At 62.5% G+C, this 20,575-nt stretch carries 18 protein-coding genes; 10 read left to right on the top strand and 8 right to left on the bottom strand.

Annotation, left to right across the window (positions count from 1 at the left end):
* Positions 1-111 precede the first annotated feature (111 nt).
* On the top strand, positions 112-447 hold the full coding sequence (locus HDG39_RS09620; RefSeq protein WP_184005393.1) for an RcnB family protein: 336 nt from the start codon (positions 112-114) through the stop codon (positions 445-447).
* A gap of 99 nt (positions 448-546) precedes the next feature.
* On the opposite strand, the gene HDG39_RS09615 is transcribed toward HDG39_RS09620, so the two are convergent.
* The 4 genes from HDG39_RS09615 to HDG39_RS09600 form a co-directional block, all read right to left on the bottom strand.
* Positions 547-1,803 carry an MFS transporter gene (locus HDG39_RS09615; RefSeq protein ID WP_184005391.1) on the bottom strand — a complete coding sequence of 419 codons (1,257 nt, stop codon included), beginning with the start codon at positions 1,801-1,803 and terminating at the stop codon, positions 547-549.
* Entirely contained in the window at positions 1,800-2,363 is a 564-nt protein-coding gene (locus tag HDG39_RS09610) for a GAF domain-containing protein (RefSeq protein ID WP_184005389.1), read from the bottom strand. Before HDG39_RS09610 ends, HDG39_RS09615 begins: the two co-directional genes overlap by 4 nt.
* Positions 2,364-2,401: 38 nt before the next feature.
* Positions 2,402-3,829, bottom strand: a complete 1,428-nt coding sequence (locus HDG39_RS09605; RefSeq protein WP_184005387.1) for an MFS transporter — start codon at positions 3,827-3,829, stop codon at positions 2,402-2,404.
* Between the two features lie 69 nt (positions 3,830-3,898).
* Positions 3,899-5,683, bottom strand: coding sequence for a gamma-glutamyltransferase family protein (locus HDG39_RS09600; protein ID WP_184005385.1), 1,785 nt, complete (start codon positions 5,681-5,683; stop codon positions 3,899-3,901).
* Positions 5,684-5,903: 220 nt separating this feature from the next.
* Between HDG39_RS09600 and HDG39_RS09595 the strand changes: the two genes are divergently transcribed.
* Positions 5,904-6,581: a FadR/GntR family transcriptional regulator gene (locus HDG39_RS09595; RefSeq protein ID WP_018422690.1), complete on the top strand. Its 678-nt coding sequence runs from the start codon at positions 5,904-5,906 to the stop codon at positions 6,579-6,581.
* Positions 6,582-6,621: 40 nt separating this feature from the next.
* Here HDG39_RS09595 and HDG39_RS09590 read toward each other — a convergent pair whose 3' ends face one another.
* The gene (locus HDG39_RS09590) at positions 6,622-7,947 is read right to left on the bottom strand and encodes a type II toxin-antitoxin system HipA family toxin (protein ID WP_184005383.1); all 1,326 of its coding nucleotides are present in this window, start codon (positions 7,945-7,947) and stop codon (positions 6,622-6,624) included.
* 2 nt (positions 7,948-7,949) lie between these two features.
* Positions 7,950-8,393, bottom strand: coding sequence for a helix-turn-helix transcriptional regulator (locus tag HDG39_RS09585; protein WP_184005381.1), 444 nt, complete (start codon positions 8,391-8,393; stop codon positions 7,950-7,952).
* An 845-nt stretch (positions 8,394-9,238) separates the two neighbouring features.
* Between HDG39_RS09585 and HDG39_RS09580 the strand changes: the two genes are divergently transcribed.
* From HDG39_RS09580 to HDG39_RS09570, 3 genes are all read left to right on the top strand, one after another.
* A complete protein-coding gene (locus tag HDG39_RS09580; protein WP_184005874.1) occupies positions 9,239-9,616 on the top strand; it encodes a hypothetical protein in 378 nt (125 codons plus the stop codon).
* Positions 9,617-9,627: 11 nt separating this feature from the next.
* Positions 9,628-9,846 (top strand): YMGG-like glycine zipper-containing protein, encoded by a 219-nt coding sequence (locus HDG39_RS09575; RefSeq protein ID WP_018422694.1) that lies wholly within the window; start codon positions 9,628-9,630, stop codon positions 9,844-9,846.
* A 467-nt stretch (positions 9,847-10,313) separates the two neighbouring features.
* Positions 10,314-11,879 (top strand): alpha/beta hydrolase, encoded by a 1,566-nt coding sequence (locus HDG39_RS09570; protein ID WP_184005379.1) that lies wholly within the window; start codon positions 10,314-10,316, stop codon positions 11,877-11,879.
* A gap of 113 nt (positions 11,880-11,992) precedes the next feature.
* Here HDG39_RS09570 and HDG39_RS09565 read toward each other — a convergent pair whose 3' ends face one another.
* Both HDG39_RS09565 and HDG39_RS09560 read right to left on the bottom strand, forming a co-directional pair.
* Positions 11,993-13,150, bottom strand: coding sequence for an endo-1,4-beta-xylanase (locus HDG39_RS09565; RefSeq protein ID WP_184005377.1), 1,158 nt, complete (start codon positions 13,148-13,150; stop codon positions 11,993-11,995).
* A 371-nt stretch (positions 13,151-13,521) separates the two neighbouring features.
* Positions 13,522-13,830 carry a BON domain-containing protein gene (locus HDG39_RS09560; protein ID WP_184005375.1) on the bottom strand — a complete coding sequence of 103 codons (309 nt, stop codon included), beginning with the start codon at positions 13,828-13,830 and terminating at the stop codon, positions 13,522-13,524.
* 847 nt (positions 13,831-14,677) lie between these two features.
* Between HDG39_RS09560 and HDG39_RS09555 the strand changes: the two genes are divergently transcribed.
* The 5 genes from HDG39_RS09555 to HDG39_RS09535 all read left to right on the top strand — a co-directional run bounded on the left by HDG39_RS09555 (position 14,678) and on the right by HDG39_RS09535 (position 20,537).
* Positions 14,678-15,832 carry a porin gene (locus HDG39_RS09555; protein ID WP_090810635.1) on the top strand — a complete coding sequence of 385 codons (1,155 nt, stop codon included), beginning with the start codon at positions 14,678-14,680 and terminating at the stop codon, positions 15,830-15,832.
* A 199-nt stretch (positions 15,833-16,031) separates the two neighbouring features.
* On the top strand, positions 16,032-17,123 hold the full coding sequence (locus tag HDG39_RS09550; RefSeq protein ID WP_018422700.1) for a LacI family DNA-binding transcriptional regulator: 1,092 nt from the start codon (positions 16,032-16,034) through the stop codon (positions 17,121-17,123).
* Between the two features lie 175 nt (positions 17,124-17,298).
* Positions 17,299-18,546, top strand: a complete 1,248-nt coding sequence (locus tag HDG39_RS09545; RefSeq protein WP_184005373.1) for an ABC transporter substrate-binding protein — start codon at positions 17,299-17,301, stop codon at positions 18,544-18,546.
* A gap of 129 nt (positions 18,547-18,675) precedes the next feature.
* Positions 18,676-19,710 carry a carbohydrate ABC transporter permease gene (locus HDG39_RS09540; protein WP_184005371.1) on the top strand — a complete coding sequence of 345 codons (1,035 nt, stop codon included), beginning with the start codon at positions 18,676-18,678 and terminating at the stop codon, positions 19,708-19,710.
* Entirely contained in the window at positions 19,707-20,537 is an 831-nt protein-coding gene (locus HDG39_RS09535; protein WP_184005369.1) for a carbohydrate ABC transporter permease, read from the top strand. The genes HDG39_RS09540 and HDG39_RS09535 overlap by 4 nt, the downstream gene beginning before the upstream one ends.
* Positions 20,538-20,575 lie beyond the last annotated feature (38 nt).

Genomic DNA, 20,575 nt, shown 5'->3' with positions numbered 1-20,575 from the left:
AATCGCTGCAATGAAGTTCGAGTTAATGAATCTGCGAGTAGCTGGACGATCACTTTTCACGTCAATCGCGTGAATGCTCGGGGCTTTCTACCACCGCACGGAGGTTCGAACATGAATAATCGCTTTGTTGCGCAACTCGTCGCCTTGTCATTTGCCGGTATGTCCGCGCTCGCGATTGCGGCTGGGCCGCCCAAGGACGAGGGTGGCGGCCAGATGGCCGGTACGGGCCGTCAGCAGGTGATGCCGTCGATTCCGCACCGTGACTGGCATAAAGGTCAACGTGTGCCGGCCGAATATCGCAACTACAACTTCATGATGGACGACTGGCGTGGACACGGCCTCAATGCGCCGCCGCGCGGGCATAAATGGCTGGGTGTCAATGGCGACTATGTGCTCGTAACGACGAACAACTGGACCATTGCAAACATTGTCCCCGGAACGCAGTAATACTTCCTCGTGGTGCCCGGGCTATCCGGCGACCCAGTTTTAGCGCCGGAACCTGGGCCATTCATCGACACGACATGATTTCGTCATTTTCGCGTCGATTTAATGCTGCGTGTCGTATAGCCGGTCGGGAACGAACAATGCAGTCACGCCGCTCAAAAAGAACACCGCGCCGACCACCAAAAAGCCGAGACCGATCGAGAACTGCGTCGCGATGAAACCGATGACAATCGGCGCCGCCCCCGAACAGAAGCGCCCGAGATTATACGAGCCGCCCACCGCGGTGCCGCGCACCGGCGTCGCAAAACTCTCCGACATGAACGTGCCGATCGTGCCGAGCGGCACGCCGTACAGAAAGCCGAAGAAAAGCATCAGCGTGGAAATGTTGTCGCGGGTATGCCAGAAAATGATCACGGGCAGAAAGAGTGCCGCACCGATGCAGCCCAGCACGTACACGCCGCGCCGGCTCCAGCGGTCACCGAGCCAGCCCGCGAAGATCTTGCCGATGAAGGCGACCATGTATGTGCCGATCATATAGCCGGTCAGCGAGCTGAACTTGATGTGCAATTCCTTCTCGAGATACGTCGGCAGCCAGTTGTTCAGGCCGTAAAAACCGGAGAGCACGAAGACTGACGCGAAGGTCCACAGGATGAATATCGTGCGCGCCTGGCGGTCGCGGAAAATCTGCGCGTAGCGATTGTCGACGAGCCGCGTTTTGCTCGCACGGTCGGCAGCCCGGCTAGCGAGCCATGCCGCCGGTTCGGGCACCGCGAACTTGATCGCGAATGCGAGCAGCACCGGCACGGCAGACACGTAGTACAGCGTGCGCCAGCCGTACTGCGGCAGGATCCAGTTGCTGAGGGCGATCACGACGATATAGCCGGCCGAAATGCCGGTTTGCAGCATGCCGAGTACCAGCGAGCGCCGTTCGGTCGGCACATATTCGGCCACGAGCGTGGTGACCAGCACCATGCAGCCAATGCCGAGCGAACTGATAAAGCGCACCGCCGCGAATTCGACGAAGCTGTGCGTGAACCCGAGCATCCCCGCGCCGAGCGAGAACAGCGCGAGCGCCCATGCGATGACCCGCACGCGGCCGAGACGATCGCTCAACCAGCCGCCGACGATGCCGCCGATCGCCATGCCGAGCAAGGTCAGGCTGCCGAGCGCGCCCGCTTCGACATTGGTCAGCCCGAAATCGTCCTTGATGCGCGACAGGGTGAGGCCGTACATCATCACGTCGGCGCCATCGGCGATCAGCGCGAGGTAGCCGAGCACGAAGACCAGCACCCAGCGGCCTTGCGAGACGGCGGGATGGGTCACCGCTCGATAGTTTTGCAGGTCGGATGGTGTTTTCATGAACGGGCGGCGCAAGCGGGGGACGCCGTATTCTGCTTGAGCAGAGCGGGGGCAAGGAAGGCGCCGATCAGGAGGCCTATGCTTTCATGACGGCTGGTGTACCAGCCTTCCTTGTGGGTCAGGTTCATCGTACCGATGCACACGCCATCATAGGCGATCGGAATGTTCAGGATCGAGCCGAGACCGATAGCCGTCATCACCGCATGATCGTCGAAGACCTCGCGAATGCCTTGCGACGTGGCCGCACGAAACGGCTTCCGATCCTGAAGTATCTGTCGCGCCCACGCGGTGCCTTGCTTCTTTTTGCGGCCACCCAGTGGGTAGACGTCCGGCATGTTCGTGTAGACCCGCTCGACCTCATGACGCCGCGCATCGTAGGACATGATCGTGAACAGGCTTAGGCCTATCGCCTTTGCCGCCACCGCGTGAACCGCGCGGAACAGCTCGAGAGGTTGGTTCTTCAGGCGCATCGCCAGCGCGAGACGCTCGAGGTCTGCGATATCCAGCATCTGCGTTTCGTGCGGTGCGGGTTCGGTCAGGTTGCCTTTCATCATTTGCATCGCGTTTGCATCGGAAAGTGTGAAAAGTCGCAGTGCGTTCAGCCGTGCATGCGGGTGGAGTTCAGCTGGCCTCGCGCGTCGCGAGCCGGTTCGAGTTCGCTCGCCTCGATATCTTCGAGCGAGCGGTTGCGCGTTTCGATGCCGAGGAAGAACACCACGCATGCGCCGATCACCAGCACCGTCGTGGTCATCGCGAATACACCGGGGAAACCGGACAGCGGATAAACGAGGCCGACGAGGATCGGCGCGCTGACCGAGCCGATGCGGCCGAACGATGACGACGAGCCCGTGCCCGTCGTGCGTATCGCGGTCGGAAACACTTCCGGCGTGTAAGCGTAGACGCCGGCGAATGCGCCGTTCATGAAAAACGACAGCGCGATGCCCGCCGTCATGATCTGTATGCCGGTGTGAGAAAACGCGAGCGTGATCGCGGCGATGCCGCCGAGCAGCATGTAGGAAGCGACCACCGCCTTACGCCCGATCTTCTCGTTGAGCCACGCCGCCGAGAAGTAGCCGGGAATCTGCGCGCCATAGATTGCAATCGAATAGCCGAAGCTCTTCGTCATCGTCAGCCCTTCCTTGACGAGCAGGCTCGGGATCCACGAGAAGAACGAGTAGTACGCGAACGCGACCGAGAACCACATCAGCCAGCTGACCGCGGTCGTGCGCGCGAGTCGCGGCGACCACAGCGTGAGCACGTTGCGCCACGCGTTGCCGCGCGCCGGCGTCGAGGCCGGCGTGGGCACCGCGTGTAGCGCGTGGTTCGCAGTCACGGGCGCAAGCGCAATGCCGCGCTCGACGAACGCCGCTTCGATGCGGCCGACGATGCCGTTCGCTTCGGCCGCGCGGCCCTGGCTTTCGAGCCAGCGCGGCGATTCGGGCAGCGTCCGGCGCCACCACAGCAGCATCACGACGGGCAGCGACGTGATCACGGCCAGATAGCGCCAGCCGTCGGCGAAGTTGCGCACGACCGCGAAGCCGAGAATCGACGAGGTCAGATAGCCGAACGACATGAAGCCGACCAGCGCGCCGCAGAAAATGCCGCGATAGCGGCGCGGCACGAACTCGGCGAGAAACGGCGCGATCACGACCGTCTCCGCGCCCGAACCGAAGCCGGCGACGACGCGCAGCGCGAAGAACGTGTGCCAGTCGTGCGCGGTCGCGCTCGCGAGCGACGCGACGCAATAGATGGCGAGCGCGCTCATCATGATGCGGCGCCGGCCGATCACGTCGGCGAGCACACCCGACAGGAACGCGCCGAAAAAGTAGCCGATATAGGTGCTGCTCGCGACGAGCCCAGTCTCAGCGCTCGTCAATTGCCACAGTTTACTGACGACCGGCAGCAGGAACGCGAGCGACGACGAATCGAGCCCGTCGAACATGTACCCGAGCCCGCCGATCAGCAGCAGTCTGCGGTGAAAGCTCGACAGGGGAAGTCTTTCAAGACGGGCGGCGACGGCGGACACGGCAACTTCTCCTGAAGGAAATGGCGCGGCGACGCCGCGCGTTCTGCGCTGATGGATGCTTCGGGCCGCTTATCGGCCGATTGCGTAGGCCTGCATCTGACGCGGTGTAGCGGCGCCTCGCATCAAACCGTTGCGGATCGCGACCGCGCAGACCCGGCCGAGCGCCCACGGTTCCGCGACGGTGAGGTCGTGGCCCCGCGCGCGCAGTTCGTCGAGCGTGCTGTCCGGAAAGCGCGACTCGGCCGACATCTTGCCGAGCTGCATCGCGCGCGGATAGAACGAGCCGGGGAAGTGCGCGGTCTGGAACGAGGGCGCATCGGCGGCGGCCTGGAAGTTCATGCCACCATGCACGTGCTTGAGAAACAGCTGCAGCGACCACTGATCCTGCTGGTCGCCACCCGGCGTGCCGAAGGCCGCGTACGGTTTGCCGTCGCGCGTGACGAGCGTCGGCGATAGCGTGGTGCGCGGCCGGCGGCCCGGGCCGAGTGACGAAGGCAGTCCTTCTTCCATCCAGAACATCTGCGCGCGCGTGGTGACGTTGAAGCCAAGACCCGGCACCGCCGGCGACGCCTGCAGCCACCCGCCCGACGGCGTAGCCGACACCATGTTGCCCCAGCGGTCGACCACGTCGAGATGCACGGTATCGCCGCGCAATTCGGGCAGCGGCGCGAAAGTCGGCTCACCCTGGCCAAAGCCGCCGGCCTGCTCGCGCCCGGCATTCGCGACGATGCGCGCGGCGCGTTGCTCGCTGTCGCCGAGCAGCCCGGGGCGGAACTCGAACGACGCGCGGCGCGGGTCGATGAGGCGGCGCCGCTCGTTGTTGTACGCGTCGCTGAGCAGCGCGTCCATCGGCACATGCGAAAACGCCGGGTCGCCGTAGAACACTTCGCGATCGGCGAATGCGAGCTTCGAGCACTCGATCACCGTGTGCACGAAATCGGGCCCGAGGGGGGCCATCGCGCCGAGATCGAAACCCTTCAGCAGCGCGAGCTGTTGCAGGAACATCGGGCCTTGGCCCCACGGGCCGGTTTTGTGCACGCGCATGCCCGCGTAGTCGTAAGACACCGGGTCTTCGTAGGTTGGCTCCCAGCGCGCGAGATCGCCCGCATCGAGCAGACCGCTGTTGCGCAGGCCCGACGTGTCGAGCACGGCGGTCGAACGGAAGTACTGGTCGATCGCGTCGGCGACGAAGCCGCGATAGAAGACATCACGCGCGCGTTCGCACTGCTCGGCGCGATCGCTGCGCGTATTCGCCTCGCGCAGGATGCGCTTGTAGGTTTCGGCGATCACGGGATTCGCGAACAACTGGTTCGGCATCGGCGCCTCGCCGTTGCGCAGCCATTGCTCGGCCGAGGTCGTCCATTCGGTGCGGAAGAAGTCCTGAATCGCGAGAATCGACGATGCCATGCGTGGCAGCACCGGATAGCCGTTTTCCGCGTAGCCGATCGCATAGCTCAGCACTTCTTCGAGCGGCAACTGGCCATAGTCGCGCAGCAGCGCCATCCACGCGCCGAATGCGCCCGGCACGACCGCAGGCAGCAGGCCCGTGCCCGGCACCACGTCGAGCCCCATCTTGCGCATCCGCTCGATGGTCATGCGCGCGGGCGTCACGCCTTGTCCGCACAGCACGCGCACGCGGTCTTCGCGCGAGCTGTAGAACACCACCGGCAACTCGCCACCCGGACCGTTCAGATGCGGCTCGACGATCTGCAGGACGAAGCCGGCCGCGGCGGCGGCGTCGAACGCATTGCCGCCTTTTTCGAGGACCGCCATCGCCGATGCGCTCGCGAGCCAGTGCGTCGAGGCCACCATGCCGAAGGTGCCGATCAGTTCTGGACGGGTTGTAAACGACATGCGCGACTCCTTGGCGACGACGATCCGAACGGAAGAACCAATATTGAATGGTTCAATTGGAGAAAATGAAAGCGTAAAACTAACGAAGCCGGGTTGCACCCGGTGTTAACCATCAAAACGCGACCCAGTGTAGCGGATCAAAAATCGGCGGGTGCTGCTATGTCATGCCGCCGCGATTCTGGTATCGTAGGAACCAATACAAATTGGTTCGGTTGACAACATGGACAAACCGGTATTGGATGCGCTGCTCGACTACATCGCCGACCGTCAGTTGAAGGACGGCGACGCGCTGCCGCCCGAACGAAAGCTCGCCGAGGAGCTGGACGTGAGCCGTCGCGAGCTGCGCGCGGCGCTGGCTTCGCTCGAGGCGTCCGGCCGCGTGTGGCGTGGCGTCGGCCGCGGCACCTATCTGGGCGCGCGGCCGCTGAAGTTTGCGCCGACGCTGCGCGGCTTGCGCGCCGGCACCAGTCCCGCGGATATCGCCGAAATGCGGCTGCTGTTCGAGCCGGCGCTGGCCGCGCTGGCCGCGACGAAAGCGAGTGGCGACGATCTGCAGGAGCTGGAGAAATGCGCACGCAAAAATGCCGCCGCGAAAAATGACGACGAGTGGCAGCAATGGGATCATCGCTTTCATTTGCTGATCGGACGTGCCACGCGTAATCCCGCGTTGATTGCGTTGATGGAGGTGATCAACGGTATGCGGGTGAAGCCGGAGGTGCGCGAGAAAACGTCCGCGCAGGAGACGCGGCAGTTTTTCGCGCAACAGCATCAGGCGATCGTCAATGCGCTGAAAGCGCGCGATGCGGATGCGGCCGCGCAATGCATGCGCGAGCATCTGCTGAGCGTGCAGTGGCGTGCGTCGGCGAAGACCGATGGAGCGGCGGCGCGGCGTGCGTGAGGTTGCCGCGGTGCCGCGCGTCGATCAGGCTAGCGGAGCTTTACTGCGCAAGCTTCCGGTTCAGCCGGCGCATGCCGTCGAAGACCGCATCGGCCACGTCCAGCGGAAAGTCGGCGGGCAGTTGCGACGAGACTGTGTCGATCACCGTCTCCGTTTGCGCGGTCAACCGATCGATCAGCGTATCGACGTCCGCGGCGGAAAAACCGACGCGCTGTCCTTCGGCCACCCAGTGCCGGCGCTGGATCTGATTGAGCAGGTAGTGGACGTTCTTGCCGCGAACCGCCATCGCCAGTTTCACTTTTTGCGCCGCGAGACGCCCCGCGCCGCTGCCGATGATCGGATGCGCGGACAGCACGTCATAAAGCGGCGTGGATTCGTAGCGATTGCCGGGCAGATGCGCAATGCTGAAGTTCTTCGCGTGGCCATCGGTCGCGGCGAGCAGCCAGAAAACCAGCTGCGTCGCGAAGAAGTTGCGCCGGTCCGTCGTCGCGCGTGTGGACCTCGCGAGTATCTCCATGATCGCCTCGATGCCCGGACCGCCGTCGGACTCGTACTTGTGCAGCGCCGACGTGCCAGTGGCCTGGCACATGTCCTCTTGCGGCAGACGCACGATCCACGTGGCGTCGCTCGACAAACGGCGATCGAAGCGCTCGACGATCAATACCTTCTGCTCATCGAATCGCGCGATTTCGCAACGCGCGACGGGGAGCCCGTAGGCCGCGACGATCTGCGAGCACAGCCATTCGTTTTCCACCGACGTGCGCATATCGGCGCGCATGTTGCCGACGAGCCCGAGCGGCAGCTTGAAGATGTGCGTGGTCGGCGTGCTGCCTTCGGGCAGCAGCCAGCGATTGCGATGACGGAGCAGCGCGGTTTTTTCCTGCGCGCCGGCGATCGACAGACGCAGGTCTTCGAGCGGATCGTGCTGCCCGAGCGGCGCCGCCGTCGTCGTGCCGCGCAGCAACGCCGCGACGTCGCTGTCGCTGAGTTCGCGACCGTGGATGCTCGTCAGATCGCTCGGTTCTTCGTCAGGAGGCAGCAGTTGCAGCGCGCCGACGCAGTCGCGTCCGAGCGCGGTGAGCAACGCAAACGGCGCGGCGCTGCCGGTCCGGTAGCGCGCGGCGATGCGGCGCCGGATCGGTTCGCTGTCGGGCAGCAGGTTGTCGAAATAGTCGGCGACGATCTGGCCGCGATATGCCTGATTGCCCGGTGTGAACGGCAGCGACAGCGATAGCGGACGTCCTTGCGGATCGTCGATCCATTCGTCGGCATAGCTCAGGCGTTCGCCGCTGCGTGTCGTTTCCCAGGCGCCGACCCGCAGGCCGTTCATCCACAGATTCAGACGGTTCGGTGTGCTGCGCGCCATGCTTACCAGTCCTCCCGTTTCTTGCTGATGCTGGCCGCTTTGGTTGTCTTGGCGGGTTTGACCGCTTTGAGCTTTTGCGCCGACGGTCCCAGTTTGAGCGGCACGCGCGTGGCGCGTTTAGCGTTGCGTTTTGCCTCGGCCGGCGCTCCGGCGACCGGCGTTCCGCTCCCGGCGCGGCGGGAGCGGTTCGGCGCCGGCGCGGCGTCTTCCACGGCCACGCTTTGCGTCGATCCGCTCTGCGCGAGCTTCAGATCGACCTGCAAGACCCGCAACACCCTGAAGAGCCGTTCGACGCTGACGGTCGCCGGATTCGCTTCGAGTTGCGCGTAGGTCTGTTGCGTGACCCCGAGATGCGCGGCCATCGCGGCCTGAGTGAGGCCGGCGGCCTTCCTGAAGCCCTGCAGGATCGGTCTGAGCTGGCTCAGTGTCTTGATGGCGTAGTCCACGGTCGGTCTCCGGTTCGGCTGCGGCGGCGTAACAGGCCAAAACCTGTAAATAACAGATACAGTCTATACTATGTATTTAGCAAATACAAGCTAGAGACTGTTAATGACGAGTACGACCACATTTGAAACGGCGTCCCGTCACGCTACTCACCACGCAACTAACGGTCAACCGCGCACCACCAACCCCTTCGCTGCTGCGCAGCCACTCCGCCGCAGGCAACCTGTGGTCGACCGAAAATAAAGATGATGGACAAACGCATCCATAAAATCGCATCTGTTTCACTGTTGGTAAATCGTTTTCGATTGACGATCTAATCAGGAAGCCGAACATTCAGGCCAAACAAAAGCTGTTTTCGCATTGCGTGGCGAGAACACTGAATGGCCGTCGATAATGAATCGCTAGCAATATCACGGGCGCTCAATCGAGCGCAGGATAACTGATGAGTGTTGACGCGCATTGCATCGTATCCTTTCGCTCGCCGAATGAAATTTGACACAAATGTCACGCGCCGCGCATCGAGCGGAAACGGGCTTGGAAATTACAGAAAAGGCTGTAGACTCTATAGCGTGTCTTACGCGGCGAGGCCAACACGAGTCAATCGTTGCGCGCACACAGCATGTGTGCAAATCACTCCAATCCGCCACGAGATTTTCTGCCATCAAGGTGTCTATTCGCTGATACGACCCAACGCCAATAGAACCCGAACTGGCGAACCACGCCGACCGGTGAACCTGAAAGGAGATTCGACGAGACATACAGACCATTCTTCCAAATAGTGCGATCGACGCCGCCGGATGCGGTCGCCGGCGGGCCGCTGGAGAACATAACTTCTTTGGAGTATGTGATGGCAAGCAAACCACAATGGCGAACGCTGTTATCTCTGACTTTTCTATCGCTGGCAATGATGGGCAACGTCGCGCGTGCGGAGAGCATTCCAATTGTCACAGGCCAGCAATGGATGCAGTCGACCGATGAGCAGAAGAAAGCGTATCTGGTCGGCATCTCGAATGTGATCGACGTCGAGCGCGCCTATGCCGGCAAAACGGCGAACAGCAATGACATCGCGCAGCGCTTCGGCAAGGGCATGCAAGGCCAGACACTCGACAGCGTGCGTCAAGGCCTCGACGGCTACTACGCCGCCAATCCCACGATGATCCAACACCCGGTGATCGAGACCCTCTGGTTCCAGATGGTCGTGCCCGGCCTGAAGAAAAATCAATGAGGAGAACGATCATGAAACGACTTGGGTGGATCGTCAGTATTGGCGCACTGGCCGCGATGATCGGTTGCACGGACATGAGCCCGCAGACGCAGGGAACGGTGAGCGGCGCGGCACTTGGCGCGGGCGCCGGTGCGGGCATCGCGGCGATCTCCGGCGGCGATGCGTGGACCGGCGCGATCATCGGCGGCGCGGCGGGCGGCGTGGCCGGCAATATCCGCGGCCGTCAGTAATTACCGGCGAACAGGCAAGGCTGGGGCGCGACCTGGGTCACGTCCCGGTTTCGTTACTGAAGCGCAAGCCCGATTAGGCCTTGATCAGGCATTCCACGGCCGTCGAGTGAAGCGATTTCCGAGGCGTCGCTGAAGGACCGTTCTTCCATGGGGCACCTCTCCCTTCCCCGCGACGCCGTATGCATTCCGTGCCATTTTCCTCACGTCGAATGTCAAGTAACGAAGCGAACGGGGGCGAATTCATTCGCGCTCGCGACATCGCGCATCCCCACTTCGTCATGAAAATCATCCGTTCATACACGAGCCGCTGTCGACGTCGCGTTGCCCGCCCGGCCGACAAAGTTTGAACCGGTGATTAAAAGCCCTTAGGATATCCACACCGGAAGCCGCCGCGATGGCGGCATGCGCATACCACGCAGAGAGCAGCCTGCGCGCGGTGCAACCTTCATCTCATCAAGAGAACACGAATGCTGCACACGTCACTGAAGGTAATAAAGATAAGTGCATGGGTTCTGGTGCTGCTGGCGGTGCTCGCATTGGGACTACGCGCGTGGTATTCGCAGCGCGGGCCGGAGCTGTCGGTATGGCACACCTATGTGCCGCGCGAAATGACCGTCGAGGAAATGGACACCGCCGACTGGAACGCATACATCAAGGCGGAAAATCGGATTTTCGACGACGTGCGCGTCAATGTCGTCGAAAAGCTGCGGCCGTCCGAGCGCATTCCGGCGAACCGCTATTACGAGGGCTCGCCGATTTTTCCGTGGCATTTCGCCGAAAACTGGAATCACTCGTACATTCTCGAGCCGTCTGGGCCACCCGTCGGCGCGGTCGTGCTGCTGCACGGCATGACGGATGCGCCGTACAGCATGCGGCATATCGCGCGTCGATATCGTGATCGCGGTTTCGTCGCAATCGGCATCCGCTTACCAGGACATGGCACGGTGCCGGCGGGGCTCGTCGACGTGCACTGGCAGGACTGGACCGCGGCCACTCGGCTCGCGGTGCGTGAAGCGCGCCGTCGCGTGGGGCCGGACAAGCCGATCGAGCTGGTCGGGTTTTCGAACGGCGGCGCGCTGGCCCTGCAATATGCGCTCGACGCGATCGAGAATCCCGCGCTCGCGCGTCCGACGCGCGTCGTGCTGATCTCGCCGATGATCGGCGTCACGCGTTACGCACGCTTTGCCGGTCTCGCCGGATTGCCCGCGGTGCTGCCGGCCTTCGCGCGCGCCGCGTGGCTCGGCATCGTGCCCGAGTTCAACCCGTTCAAGTACAACTCGTTTCCCGTGAATGGCGCGCGACAGTCCTTTCTCCTCACGAGCGTGATTCAGGAACAGATTGTGCGGCTCGAGCGCGAGAACCGGCTCGATAAGTTGCCGCCAATCCTGACGTTTCAGTCGGTGACGGATTTCACGGTCAGCACGCCGGCGGTGATGTCGGCGCTCTACGACAAGCTGCCGGAGAACGGCAGCGAGGTCGTGCTGTTCGACGTGAACCGCAGCGTGCGCTTCAGGACCTTCCTGCGCTCCGCGTCGTACACGGCGCTCTCGCGCCTACTACGCATCGGTCCGCAGAACTATCGCACGACGGTGATCGCCAACGTGTCGCCGGATTCAGCGCATATTGTCGAGCGCAGCGTTTATGCGGGCGAAGTGCAAACGCGAGTCAAGCCGCTGGATATCGACTATCCGCAGGATATTTTCTCGTTGTCGCACGTCGCGATTCCATTCCCGATCACCGACGCGCTGTACGGCATCGCGCCGGACGATTCGGAGAACTTCAACGAGAACCTCGGCACGCTCGCGCCGCGCGGCGAACGCGGCACACTGATTTTGACGCTCGATTCGATGATCCGCATCGCGTCGAATCCGTTCTTCCCGTATCTGCTGCAGCGTATCGACGAAGGCATCGGCAAGATGCCGCCGCCGGTCGTCAAGTTACCGCCGCGCACGCATGAAACCGCCGACGGTCCGCCCGACGATTTCGCCGAAAATCTGAATGCGCTCGAGCAGGTTGGCTCGGACGAGCCTTGAAATCGCGATGTTTTGAATCAAGCTGACGGCAATTGCACTGCCACCCTTGAGAGATGTGACCAGACGGCCCGCACCTACCGCGGGCCGCCTGCTTTTCGGCTCGAAGATCGACGTTACGGCTGATACGACGAATCGACGATCGTCCACAGCGCCGCTTTCGGCTGCAGGTTCGCATCGAACGGCAGCGGCAGGTTGTTGCGCGGCACCGGCGTTGACGTCAGCCACGTGTGCTTGTCCGAATAGCCCCAGAACGTGATCGCCTTGATGCTCGGCTCCTGCTCGAACAGAGCGAACACGGCGCGATAACGCTCGGCCTGCGCGCGCATGATGTCGTTCGGCACTGTATGCCCGAGGTCCGGCAGACATGCATGCGGATCGCTCCAGCATTCACCGGGATCGGCATAGAGGCTCACGTCGAGCTCGGTCACCTGGTTTTCGAGGCCGAGCGCGGCGACGTCGTCGAACGCCTGCTTGATGTTCGGCAGCGGCGGCCAATTTACGCTGATATGCATCTGATGCCCGACACCGTCGATCGGCACGCCCTGCGCGCGCAAATCGCGAATCACCGCGAGCAGCTTTGCGCGCTTGCGCGGATCGTCGGTGTTGTACTCGTTGATGTAGAGCTTCACGTTCGGGTCCGCCGCGCGCGCCGCGCGGAAGGCGATCGCGATGTAGTCCTTGCCGAGCGTCCGATACCACGGACTGTCTTCGCGATACACCTGATGCGGATCGTCGCTGATCACTTCGTTGACTACGTCCCACGCGTAGACCTTGCCTCGGAAGTGTGTGACGACGTCGGTTACATATCGATCGAGCCGCTTCGCGACGATGTCGTGATAGAGCGGATCTTTCGGATCGCCGGCGAAGAACCAGTCCGGCGCCTCGGTCCAGTCGCCGGCCTTGAAGTGCCACAAGAGCGTGTGCCCGCGCACCGCAATGCCGTGCGCTTGCGCGAACGCGACGATCCTGTCAGCCGGTTCGAAGTTGTACTTGCCTTCCGCGACGCCGATCGTGCCCGGCTTCATCTTGTTCTCGGCGGTCAGGCTCGAGAACTGGGCGGCGACGAGCGCTGCGTCGGCGGGACTGTCGATTGAACCAGGTTCAATCGCCGCGCCGACCTTGAAGTGCGCGGCCATCACACTGCGCAATGGCGGCAGCGCTTCAGCGGGCGCCGCGGCGAGCGGCTGGCCGTCATGAGCGACGGCCGCCTGGTTGTGCGCGCAGCCTGCGGTCCATGCGAGCGCGCAAACGGCGACGGCTGCGCAGAGCATGCGCGTCGAAGTCCTCAAAGGACGCACTCCTGGTCTCCTTGTGACGGAATGCCGGTTCGGATGTCTTCTCTAACTATGTCTATCGTTACCGGTAACAGTGGAGATGTTAAGCAGCCTCTGTCAGCCCCGCTATGAGGGATTTACCTGACATATCGACGAGACATGGATGGTGAATCAGCGTCGAGTCGACCGGCTTGACACGGCGTGGGTTGAAAGCGCTTTCAGATGGGGATCGCACAGACCAGACGCGCGGCTAACGGCGCGAAACAGGGCGCCAGTCACTGAATCCCAACTGGCGAGACAGGAAAACCGAATCAGTTCAACGCGCGGGTCTGCTTCAATCGTCGTCCGCGCAGCGATTCGGTTTAATTTCAATGCCCGTTCAGCGAGCCAGCGTCGGGCGAGAGCCGGTTGTCCACCGAGGTGACACCCGGAACCGACATCGCACTCTGCTCGGCACGCGCGACATGGTCCCGCTCGGGCACCCATCCGAGCAGCGTGATCTGCCCCGAGTGGGCAAAGACGAACACATGTGACATCCCGACGCCGCTGCGCGCCTCCGCGACCCGCACGCTATGGGCGAGTTGTTGGTCGGTGGCCTGCGAATCCTGGGCATGGGCCGCCGGCGCTATTGCGCTTGAAATCAGCAGCGCGAGTGTAGAAACAAGGGCTGTTTTCACGATACCTCCTTACTAGTGCCACGGTGTGCCGGCAGATTCCGCCGGCAAGTCTTCCGGTCAGACTCAACGCGAGGCCTCGGAAGTGCATTGGACAAAATCCTCGCTGCACTGCTTGCGTCGCGGTTATCGCGATGGCGCGTCGAGGTTTTGCCAGGCGGGGCGATGGGCGGTCGTGCCGTCGCCCGCAGAAAAGTTTGCAAGGGCAGCGTGTTCGAGCGGGACGTCGCATGCGCGGCGTGGCGGGGGAACAGCGAGAGCCGGGGATGGAAGCTGGTTGGAGCGTTCGTATTGGAGCGCGAGAGCCAGACGGATGCGCTGACAATCCCGCACTCAACCTGCTACGCGGCTGAGCCCGGCTCGTTGCCCGACATCGTATGCATTGATGATAGTCGCTAATGTCCACCACTGCTGGCGGCTCCTGCGCCAGTTCGTCAAGCCCAAACCGGCAATGCAAGCGAGGCGGCTCGTTGCATCTTCGCAACGTCAAGCGCGAAATTTTGCTTGCATTCGAGCGCGTTTTCCTTGTTAAGCAAGCGCTGAGCGACGCGCGAGACCGATTCGCGCATGGTTTCGGTGCATGAGTTCAAACGGATTTCCGACGCTTGTGACCATCACGTAATGGTCACAAAGCAGGGCGCTACTGCGGGATCGTCCGGCGCGCAACTGTTATCGATAACAGCGTTTTCCCTGAGCAGTTAGTTTGATGCGCGGCGCAAGGCCATCCCTATAATCGCCTCGAAATGTGAAGCGAATAAGTAGCGAACATTTCGGCAAGAGGGGAAACGTGTGAGAACGCGTGCGTCCTGTGCGGCTTGGAGACGCCAAAATATATATATAGGATATCTAAATGAAGAAGAAGCTTATTGCTGTGTCGGTGATGGCAGCCGCGACGACGGTGGCCCATGCGCAGAGCAGCGTCACCTTGTACGGCCGTATCGACAACGGCATCCAGTTTGAAACCGGCCTCCCAGGCGGCCACGCGTGGTCAGCCCAAAGCGGCGACTGGGGTTGCTCGTGGTTCGGCCTGCAGGGCGCCGAAGACATCGGCGGCGGCACGAAGACGGTCTTCCAGCTCGAAGGACAGCTCAACACGATGACCGGTGCATCGGCGGGCAATCTGTTCGGCCGTCACGCAACGGTGGGCCTGACGAACGACCACTGGGGTTTGTTCAAGATCGGTAACCTCGGCGCCGGCGAACTTTCGCAGGACAGCTGGGGCACCGACCCGCAGGTGATGCAGCGCTACGCGATCTCGACACTGGTGCGCGGTCGCAACTGGGCGAGCACCAGCAACGGCGCGGAGTACAACTCGCCGGTGCTGTTCGGCGGCCTCGTGCTGAAGGGCCAGTATTCGCTGACCAACAACACGAGCTGGAACTCGGCGCCTGTCAACTCGGCTGGCGTGCCGACCGGCCAGGGTCGTACGAACGCGGTCGAAGGTGTGTACACGTGGGGCAACGGCGACGTCCGCGTGATCTATGACGAAGTGCGCGGCGCCAACGGCTCGTTCAACAACGTCTACTCTGCTTCGCGGATGGCCCTTGTCGGCGGCACGTACGTGCTCGGTCCTGTCAAGCTGTACGCGGGCTACCAGCACCTGAGCGCGCCTGACGCGACCAACGCGAGCGTGGGTGTAACCGATGCGTCGCAGCCTCTCGGCGTGAGCGCGCCGACCAGTGTGAACCACGAATGGGTCGGCGCTGCATGGCAGGTCACGTCGCCCACGCTGTTGACGGCTGCGGTCTACCACGCGAACGCGAACAACGGCAACGGCAATGGAACGCTGTTCACGCTCGCCGCGACGTACGCGCTGTCGAAGCGCACGTTCCTGTACACGGAAGCCGGCTACGTGCACAACAGCTCGACGTCGAACCTGAACCTCGGCAACGGGCCGTACGGCAACAACAACTTCGATGCGGTGACGGGCACGTCGTCGAACAGCAACCCGAACTATGGTCATAGCCAGACCGGCGTCTTCGCCGGGATCATGACCTCGTTCTGAGTTGAGGTTGCCTGATCAGCAATCGCAGTGATCTCTTTGTTTCAAGGACTGTTTATTTCTCTTTCATAGAGAGGCCGGTGCGACGCCTCCTCCACCCTCGTCGCATCGGCTGCTTTTTCTTTTTTTCGAATTCATCACCGGACGTACTGCGTTTCTTCGTATCTGAAAGCGCTTCCATCACAGGATTCAGGCAGAACACATGACCCACGACGGCTCCAACGACAAACCCGGCGCGCCCAAGGTATCCGACGTACCCGCTGCGCCCAACGTGACGCTCGAAGCCATCGCGCGCGCGGCCGGTGTTTCTCCGAGCACCGTATCGCGGATCCTGAACGGTTCTGCGCGCGTGCTTCCCGCCAAGCAGCAGGCGGTGGAAGCGGCGATCGCGCGTTTCAACTATCGGCCGAACGTGCTCGCGCGCAGTCTCGCGAGCGGGCGGACCGAAACGATCGGCGTATTGACGCAGGCGGTGTCGAGCCCGTTTTACGCCGAGTGGCTGCGCGGCATCGAGGAGTCGTTGTACGAGCCGGGCTTTACGCCGATATTCGTGAGCAGCCGCTGGAACATCGACGACGAAAAGGCGCGCCTCGAGCAGTTCATCGCGCGGCGCGTGGATGGAATCATCTTGCTGCACGCGCAACTCGATGAGTCGACGTTGACCGACTACTCGCGGCACGCGCCAATGCTCGTACTCGGCCGCTCGGTACAAAACAGCGCGACGCTCGCTGGCCTGCCGATCGACAACATGCAGGGCGCACGCGACGCGACCCATCATCTGATCGAGCAAGGCCATCGCGAGATCGCCTTCATCGCCGGGCCGGCAAGTCACGAGGATGCAATCGAGCGCCTCGTCGGCTACCGGACCGCGCTCGAGGAAGCGGGCATCGGCTTCGATGCCGATCTCGTCGAGCAGGGCGATTACCTCGAAACGGGCGGCGTCGCCGCGATGGAGCGCCTGATGGCGCGCCATCCATCGTTCAGCGCGGTGTTCTGCGCAAATGATCAAACCGCGTACGGCGCGCGCCTCGCGATGTTCCGCCGCGGCGTGCGGGTGCCGGACGACGTGTCGCTGGTCGGCTTCGACGATTTGCCGACATCGTCGTACATGACGCCGCCTTTGACGACGGTCCGCCAGCCGACTTACGAAATCGGCCGTCTCGCCGCACAGGGCATCGTGCAGATGATCCGCAAGCAGTCGATCGCGCTAAGCCCGATTCCGCTCACGCTCGTGACGCGTGAAACCACGCGGCGAATCACGCCGCCGGTAAAACGGGGCGATACGCGTACCTAGCGGCTGTTTTTTTGGCCTCAACGTGAAAGCGCTTTCAGGTATCGGCAGTCAAGCAGAAATTCAGCAGCGCATTCAGCATCAGGCAAAGCAGCACCAAAGACAACAGGGGAAGTAGGTCGCAGCAACCGTGTATTCATTGAATGCAATTCAAACAGGGTTCTCTAGGAGACGAGTAATGACATTCCGCTTTTCAGGCTCTGCCGCCGCCGTTCTGCTCAGCCTGGCCGCAGTCGGCGCGCACGCCAACACCACGTTGACGGTCGCGGTCTTTCCGAAGCTGGATCAGGAAATCAAGGACGCGCTTCCCGCGTGGAAGAAGCTGCATCCGGACGTCGACATCAAGGTCTCGTCGCTCGCGATCGCCGATCACCACAACGCAATGACCACCGCACTCGCGACGAGCTCCAATCTGCCCGACGTGATGGCGGTCGAGGTCGGCTTTATCGGCCGCTTCGCCGCGGGCGGCGGTCTCGAGGATCTGTCGAAGGCGCCGTATAGCGCGGGCCAGTACAAGAGCCAGTTCATCAACTACACGTTCGCGCAGGCGACCACACAGGACGGCACGATCGTCGGCATGCCGGCCGATATCGGTCCAGGCACGCTGTTCTATCGCAAGGACCTTCTCGACAAGGCGGGCGTGACCGAAGCCGACCTGACGAAGTCGTGGGACTCGTACCTGGCGGCCGGCGCAAAGATCAAGAAGGCGACGGGTGCGTACCTGATGGCATCGTCGCGCGATATCGAGGACATCTACATTCGCGCCGACCTGAAGGAAGGCGATGGCGTGTACTTCGACAAGGCCGGCAATCCGGTCGTCACGTCGCCGCGTTTCGTGAAGGCGTTCGAGCTCGCGAAGAAAGCACGCGACCTCGGTCTCGACGCGAAGATCACGCCCTGGTCGAACGAATGGGCCGAAAGCTTCAAGCGCGGGACCGTCTCGACGCAGATGATGGGCGCGTGGCTCGGTGGCCACCTGTCGTCGTGGATCGCCCCGGACACGAAGGGTCTGTGGCGCGCGGCCAATCTGCCGAACAACGCGTACGCATCGTTCGGCGGCACGTTCTACTCGATTCCGGCGAAAGCGACGCAAAAGCCGATGTCGTGGGAATTCATCAGGTTCCTGACGACGCGCCAGGACACGCAGCTCGCATCGTTCCGTTCGATCGACGCATTCCCCGCGTTGCTCGCCGCGCAGAACGACACGTTTTTCGCGGAGCCGGTCGCATTCCTCGGCAACGAGAAAGCGCGTCTGATCTGGCGTGACGCAGCCTCCCACATCCCGGCGATCCAGCGTAGCAAGTACGACCAGGTCGCCGAGGAAGCGGTGCATTCGGCGCTCGACAAGGTCGTCGACGACGGTGCAGACGTGCATACGGCGCTGCAGGAAGCGCAGGACCAGATCGCGCATCGGGTCCGCCGTTAAGCGGTATCGATGCAAGGTCGCGGCACGCTGCGTGCCGCGACCGAAGTGTGTCGCAGTGCGCTGCAAGTCTGCTGCAAACAGCGTGGCCGGTCATCGATCCCGGCTACGCCCGACTGGACGGAACTATTGATGAACACCCCGCTGCCCACGACCACAGAGGTCGCCCGCGATGCGCGCGCGAGCGACGTGCTGAGCTCGAGCGCGCCGTTCGCCGCGCCGCGCAGAACTTCGCGGCTCGATCCGGTGAAAGTCGCACCCTACCTGTTTCTCGGGCCATTTTTCCTGCTGTTCGCGCTATTCATGGCGTTCCCGCTGCTGTTTTCGCTGTACCTGTCGTTCCAGAGCTGGGACGCGACGGCGGGGCTCGCGAGCATGAAGTGGGTGGGTCTGTCGAACTTCACGTTCACGCTGACCGACCCGTGGTACTGGAAGTCGCTGTACAACACCGCGTCGATGGCGATCATGTCCGGCGTGCCGCAGCATCTGGTGGCGCTGCCGCTCGCATTCTTTCTGCAAACCGCGTTTCGCCGCTGGCGCAACCTGGTGGTCGGCCTGTACTTCCTGCCGTTCATCACGTCGAGCGTCGCGATCGCGCTGATCTTCTCGTCGCTGTATTCGACCGACTTCGGCATGATCAACCTCGCGATCGCCGAGCTCGGCAAGCTGCCCGGCCTGCACTGGATCGTCCCTGCGCATCCGATCGAGTGGCTGTATAACCCGAAGAACGTCAAGCCGGCGGTGTCGGTGGTGATCTTCTGGCGCTATGTCGGCTGGAACACGGTGCTGTATCTGTCGGCGCTGCAAACCATTCCGAAGGACCTTTACGAGGCCGCGCGCATCGACGGCGCGAACGGCTGGCAACAGTTCACCCGCATCACGATTCCGCTGATCAAGCCGATGATTTTCTTCGCGGTCACGCTGTCGATCATCGGTGGGCTGCAACTGTTCGAAGAGCCGTTCATCCTGCTGCCGAACGAAGGCATGGGTACCAGCCAGTCCGGTCTGACCACGGCCGTCTATATGTATCGCACCGCATTCCACGACGGCGATTTCGGCACCGCGAGTTCGATCGCGTGGCTGCTGTTCATTTCGATCGGCGCGTTGATGTGGTTGAACACGCGGATATTTCACCGCAGCGGCATGAACGAGGAGACACAGCGATGAAATCGTCGAGCAACAAGGGCCGTTATATCGGCTACGCGATCGTGGCGGCCGGCGCGCTGCTGATGTTCTCGCCGTTCTACTTCATGTTCGTGTTCGCGACGCACACGAGTTCCGAAATTTTCTCGATGCCGCCCCCGCTGTGGTTCGGCAGCGCGTTTCTCGACAACATGGCCTCGCTGATGCGGCACATTCCGTTCTGGCGCAATCTCGGCTGGAGCTTCTATACGGCCACGATGCAAACCGTGCTGACGCTGCTCGTCACGTCGATGGCCGGCTACGCGTTCGCGATGTACGAATTCCGCTTCAAGAAGACGCTGTTCGCGATCGCGCTGACCGCGATGCTGGTGCCGCCGTTCCTCGGCATGATTCCGACCTTCATGACGATGAACCTGCTCGGCTGGATCGATCAGCCGCGCGCGCTGTACGTACCTGGCGCGGCCGCCGCGCTCGGCGTGTTCCTGATGCGCCAGTACGTCGCGGCGGCGATTCCGTCCGAGCTGATCGAGGCGGCGCGCATCGACGGCTGCGGTGAATTCCGCATCTACTGGAGCATCGTGATGCCGCTGCTGGGACCGGCGCTGGGCACGCTTGGACTGATCAGCTTCATTCAGGCGTGGAACAACTTTCTGTCGGCGCTCGTCGTGCTGCGTTCGCCGTCGATGTACACGCTGCCGCTCGCTCTGCGCATTCTGCAAAGTCCGACCAATTCGGATTGGGGCGCGGTGATGGCGGGCTCCGCGGTCGCGGTGCTGCCTTTGCTGGTGCTGTTCGCATTCACCTCGCGGCGTTTGATCGACGGTCTGACGACCGGCGCGGTCAAGGCTTGAGATTCTTTCTTTCGTTTTTCACGCCCTCGCGGGCGTGA

It is taken from the genome of Paraburkholderia lebeckiae (assembly GCF_014201005.1).
Classification (GTDB): domain Bacteria; phylum Pseudomonadota; class Gammaproteobacteria; order Burkholderiales; family Burkholderiaceae; genus Paraburkholderia; species Paraburkholderia tuberum.
The sequence above is the reverse complement of the archived record's forward strand: the minus strand, read 5'-3'. Positions and strand labels throughout refer to the sequence as shown.

What these genes read in the sequence shown, in the direction of transcription:
- HDG39_RS09555 (WP_090810635.1), top strand. Translation starts at nt 14,678, where the DNA reads ATGAAGAAGAAGCTTATTGCTGTGTCGGTGATGGCAGCCGCGACGACG.
- HDG39_RS09610 (WP_184005389.1), bottom strand. Translation starts at nt 2,363, where the DNA reads ATGCAAATGATGAAAGGCAACCTGACCGAACCCGCACCGCACGAAACG.
- HDG39_RS09620 (WP_184005393.1), top strand. Translation starts at nt 112, where the DNA reads ATGAATAATCGCTTTGTTGCGCAACTCGTCGCCTTGTCATTTGCCGGT.
- HDG39_RS09580 (WP_184005874.1), top strand. Translation starts at nt 9,239, where the DNA reads ATGGCAAGCAAACCACAATGGCGAACGCTGTTATCTCTGACTTTTCTA.
- HDG39_RS09570 (WP_184005379.1), top strand. Translation starts at nt 10,314, where the DNA reads ATGCTGCACACGTCACTGAAGGTAATAAAGATAAGTGCATGGGTTCTG.
- HDG39_RS09535 (WP_184005369.1), top strand. Translation starts at nt 19,707, where the DNA reads ATGAAATCGTCGAGCAACAAGGGCCGTTATATCGGCTACGCGATCGTG.
- HDG39_RS09595 (WP_018422690.1), top strand. Translation starts at nt 5,904, where the DNA reads ATGGACAAACCGGTATTGGATGCGCTGCTCGACTACATCGCCGACCGT.
- HDG39_RS09615 (WP_184005391.1), bottom strand. Translation starts at nt 1,803, where the DNA reads ATGAAAACACCATCCGACCTGCAAAACTATCGAGCGGTGACCCATCCC.
- HDG39_RS09575 (WP_018422694.1), top strand. Translation starts at nt 9,628, where the DNA reads ATGAAACGACTTGGGTGGATCGTCAGTATTGGCGCACTGGCCGCGATG.
- HDG39_RS09545 (WP_184005373.1), top strand. Translation starts at nt 17,299, where the DNA reads ATGACATTCCGCTTTTCAGGCTCTGCCGCCGCCGTTCTGCTCAGCCTG.
- HDG39_RS09600 (WP_184005385.1), bottom strand. Translation starts at nt 5,683, where the DNA reads ATGTCGTTTACAACCCGTCCAGAACTGATCGGCACCTTCGGCATGGTG.
- HDG39_RS09540 (WP_184005371.1), top strand. Translation starts at nt 18,676, where the DNA reads ATGAACACCCCGCTGCCCACGACCACAGAGGTCGCCCGCGATGCGCGC.
- HDG39_RS09565 (WP_184005377.1), bottom strand. Translation starts at nt 13,150, where the DNA reads ATGCTCTGCGCAGCCGTCGCCGTTTGCGCGCTCGCATGGACCGCAGGC.
- HDG39_RS09550 (WP_018422700.1), top strand. Translation starts at nt 16,032, where the DNA reads ATGACCCACGACGGCTCCAACGACAAACCCGGCGCGCCCAAGGTATCC.
- HDG39_RS09590 (WP_184005383.1), bottom strand. Translation starts at nt 7,947, where the DNA reads ATGGCGCGCAGCACACCGAACCGTCTGAATCTGTGGATGAACGGCCTG.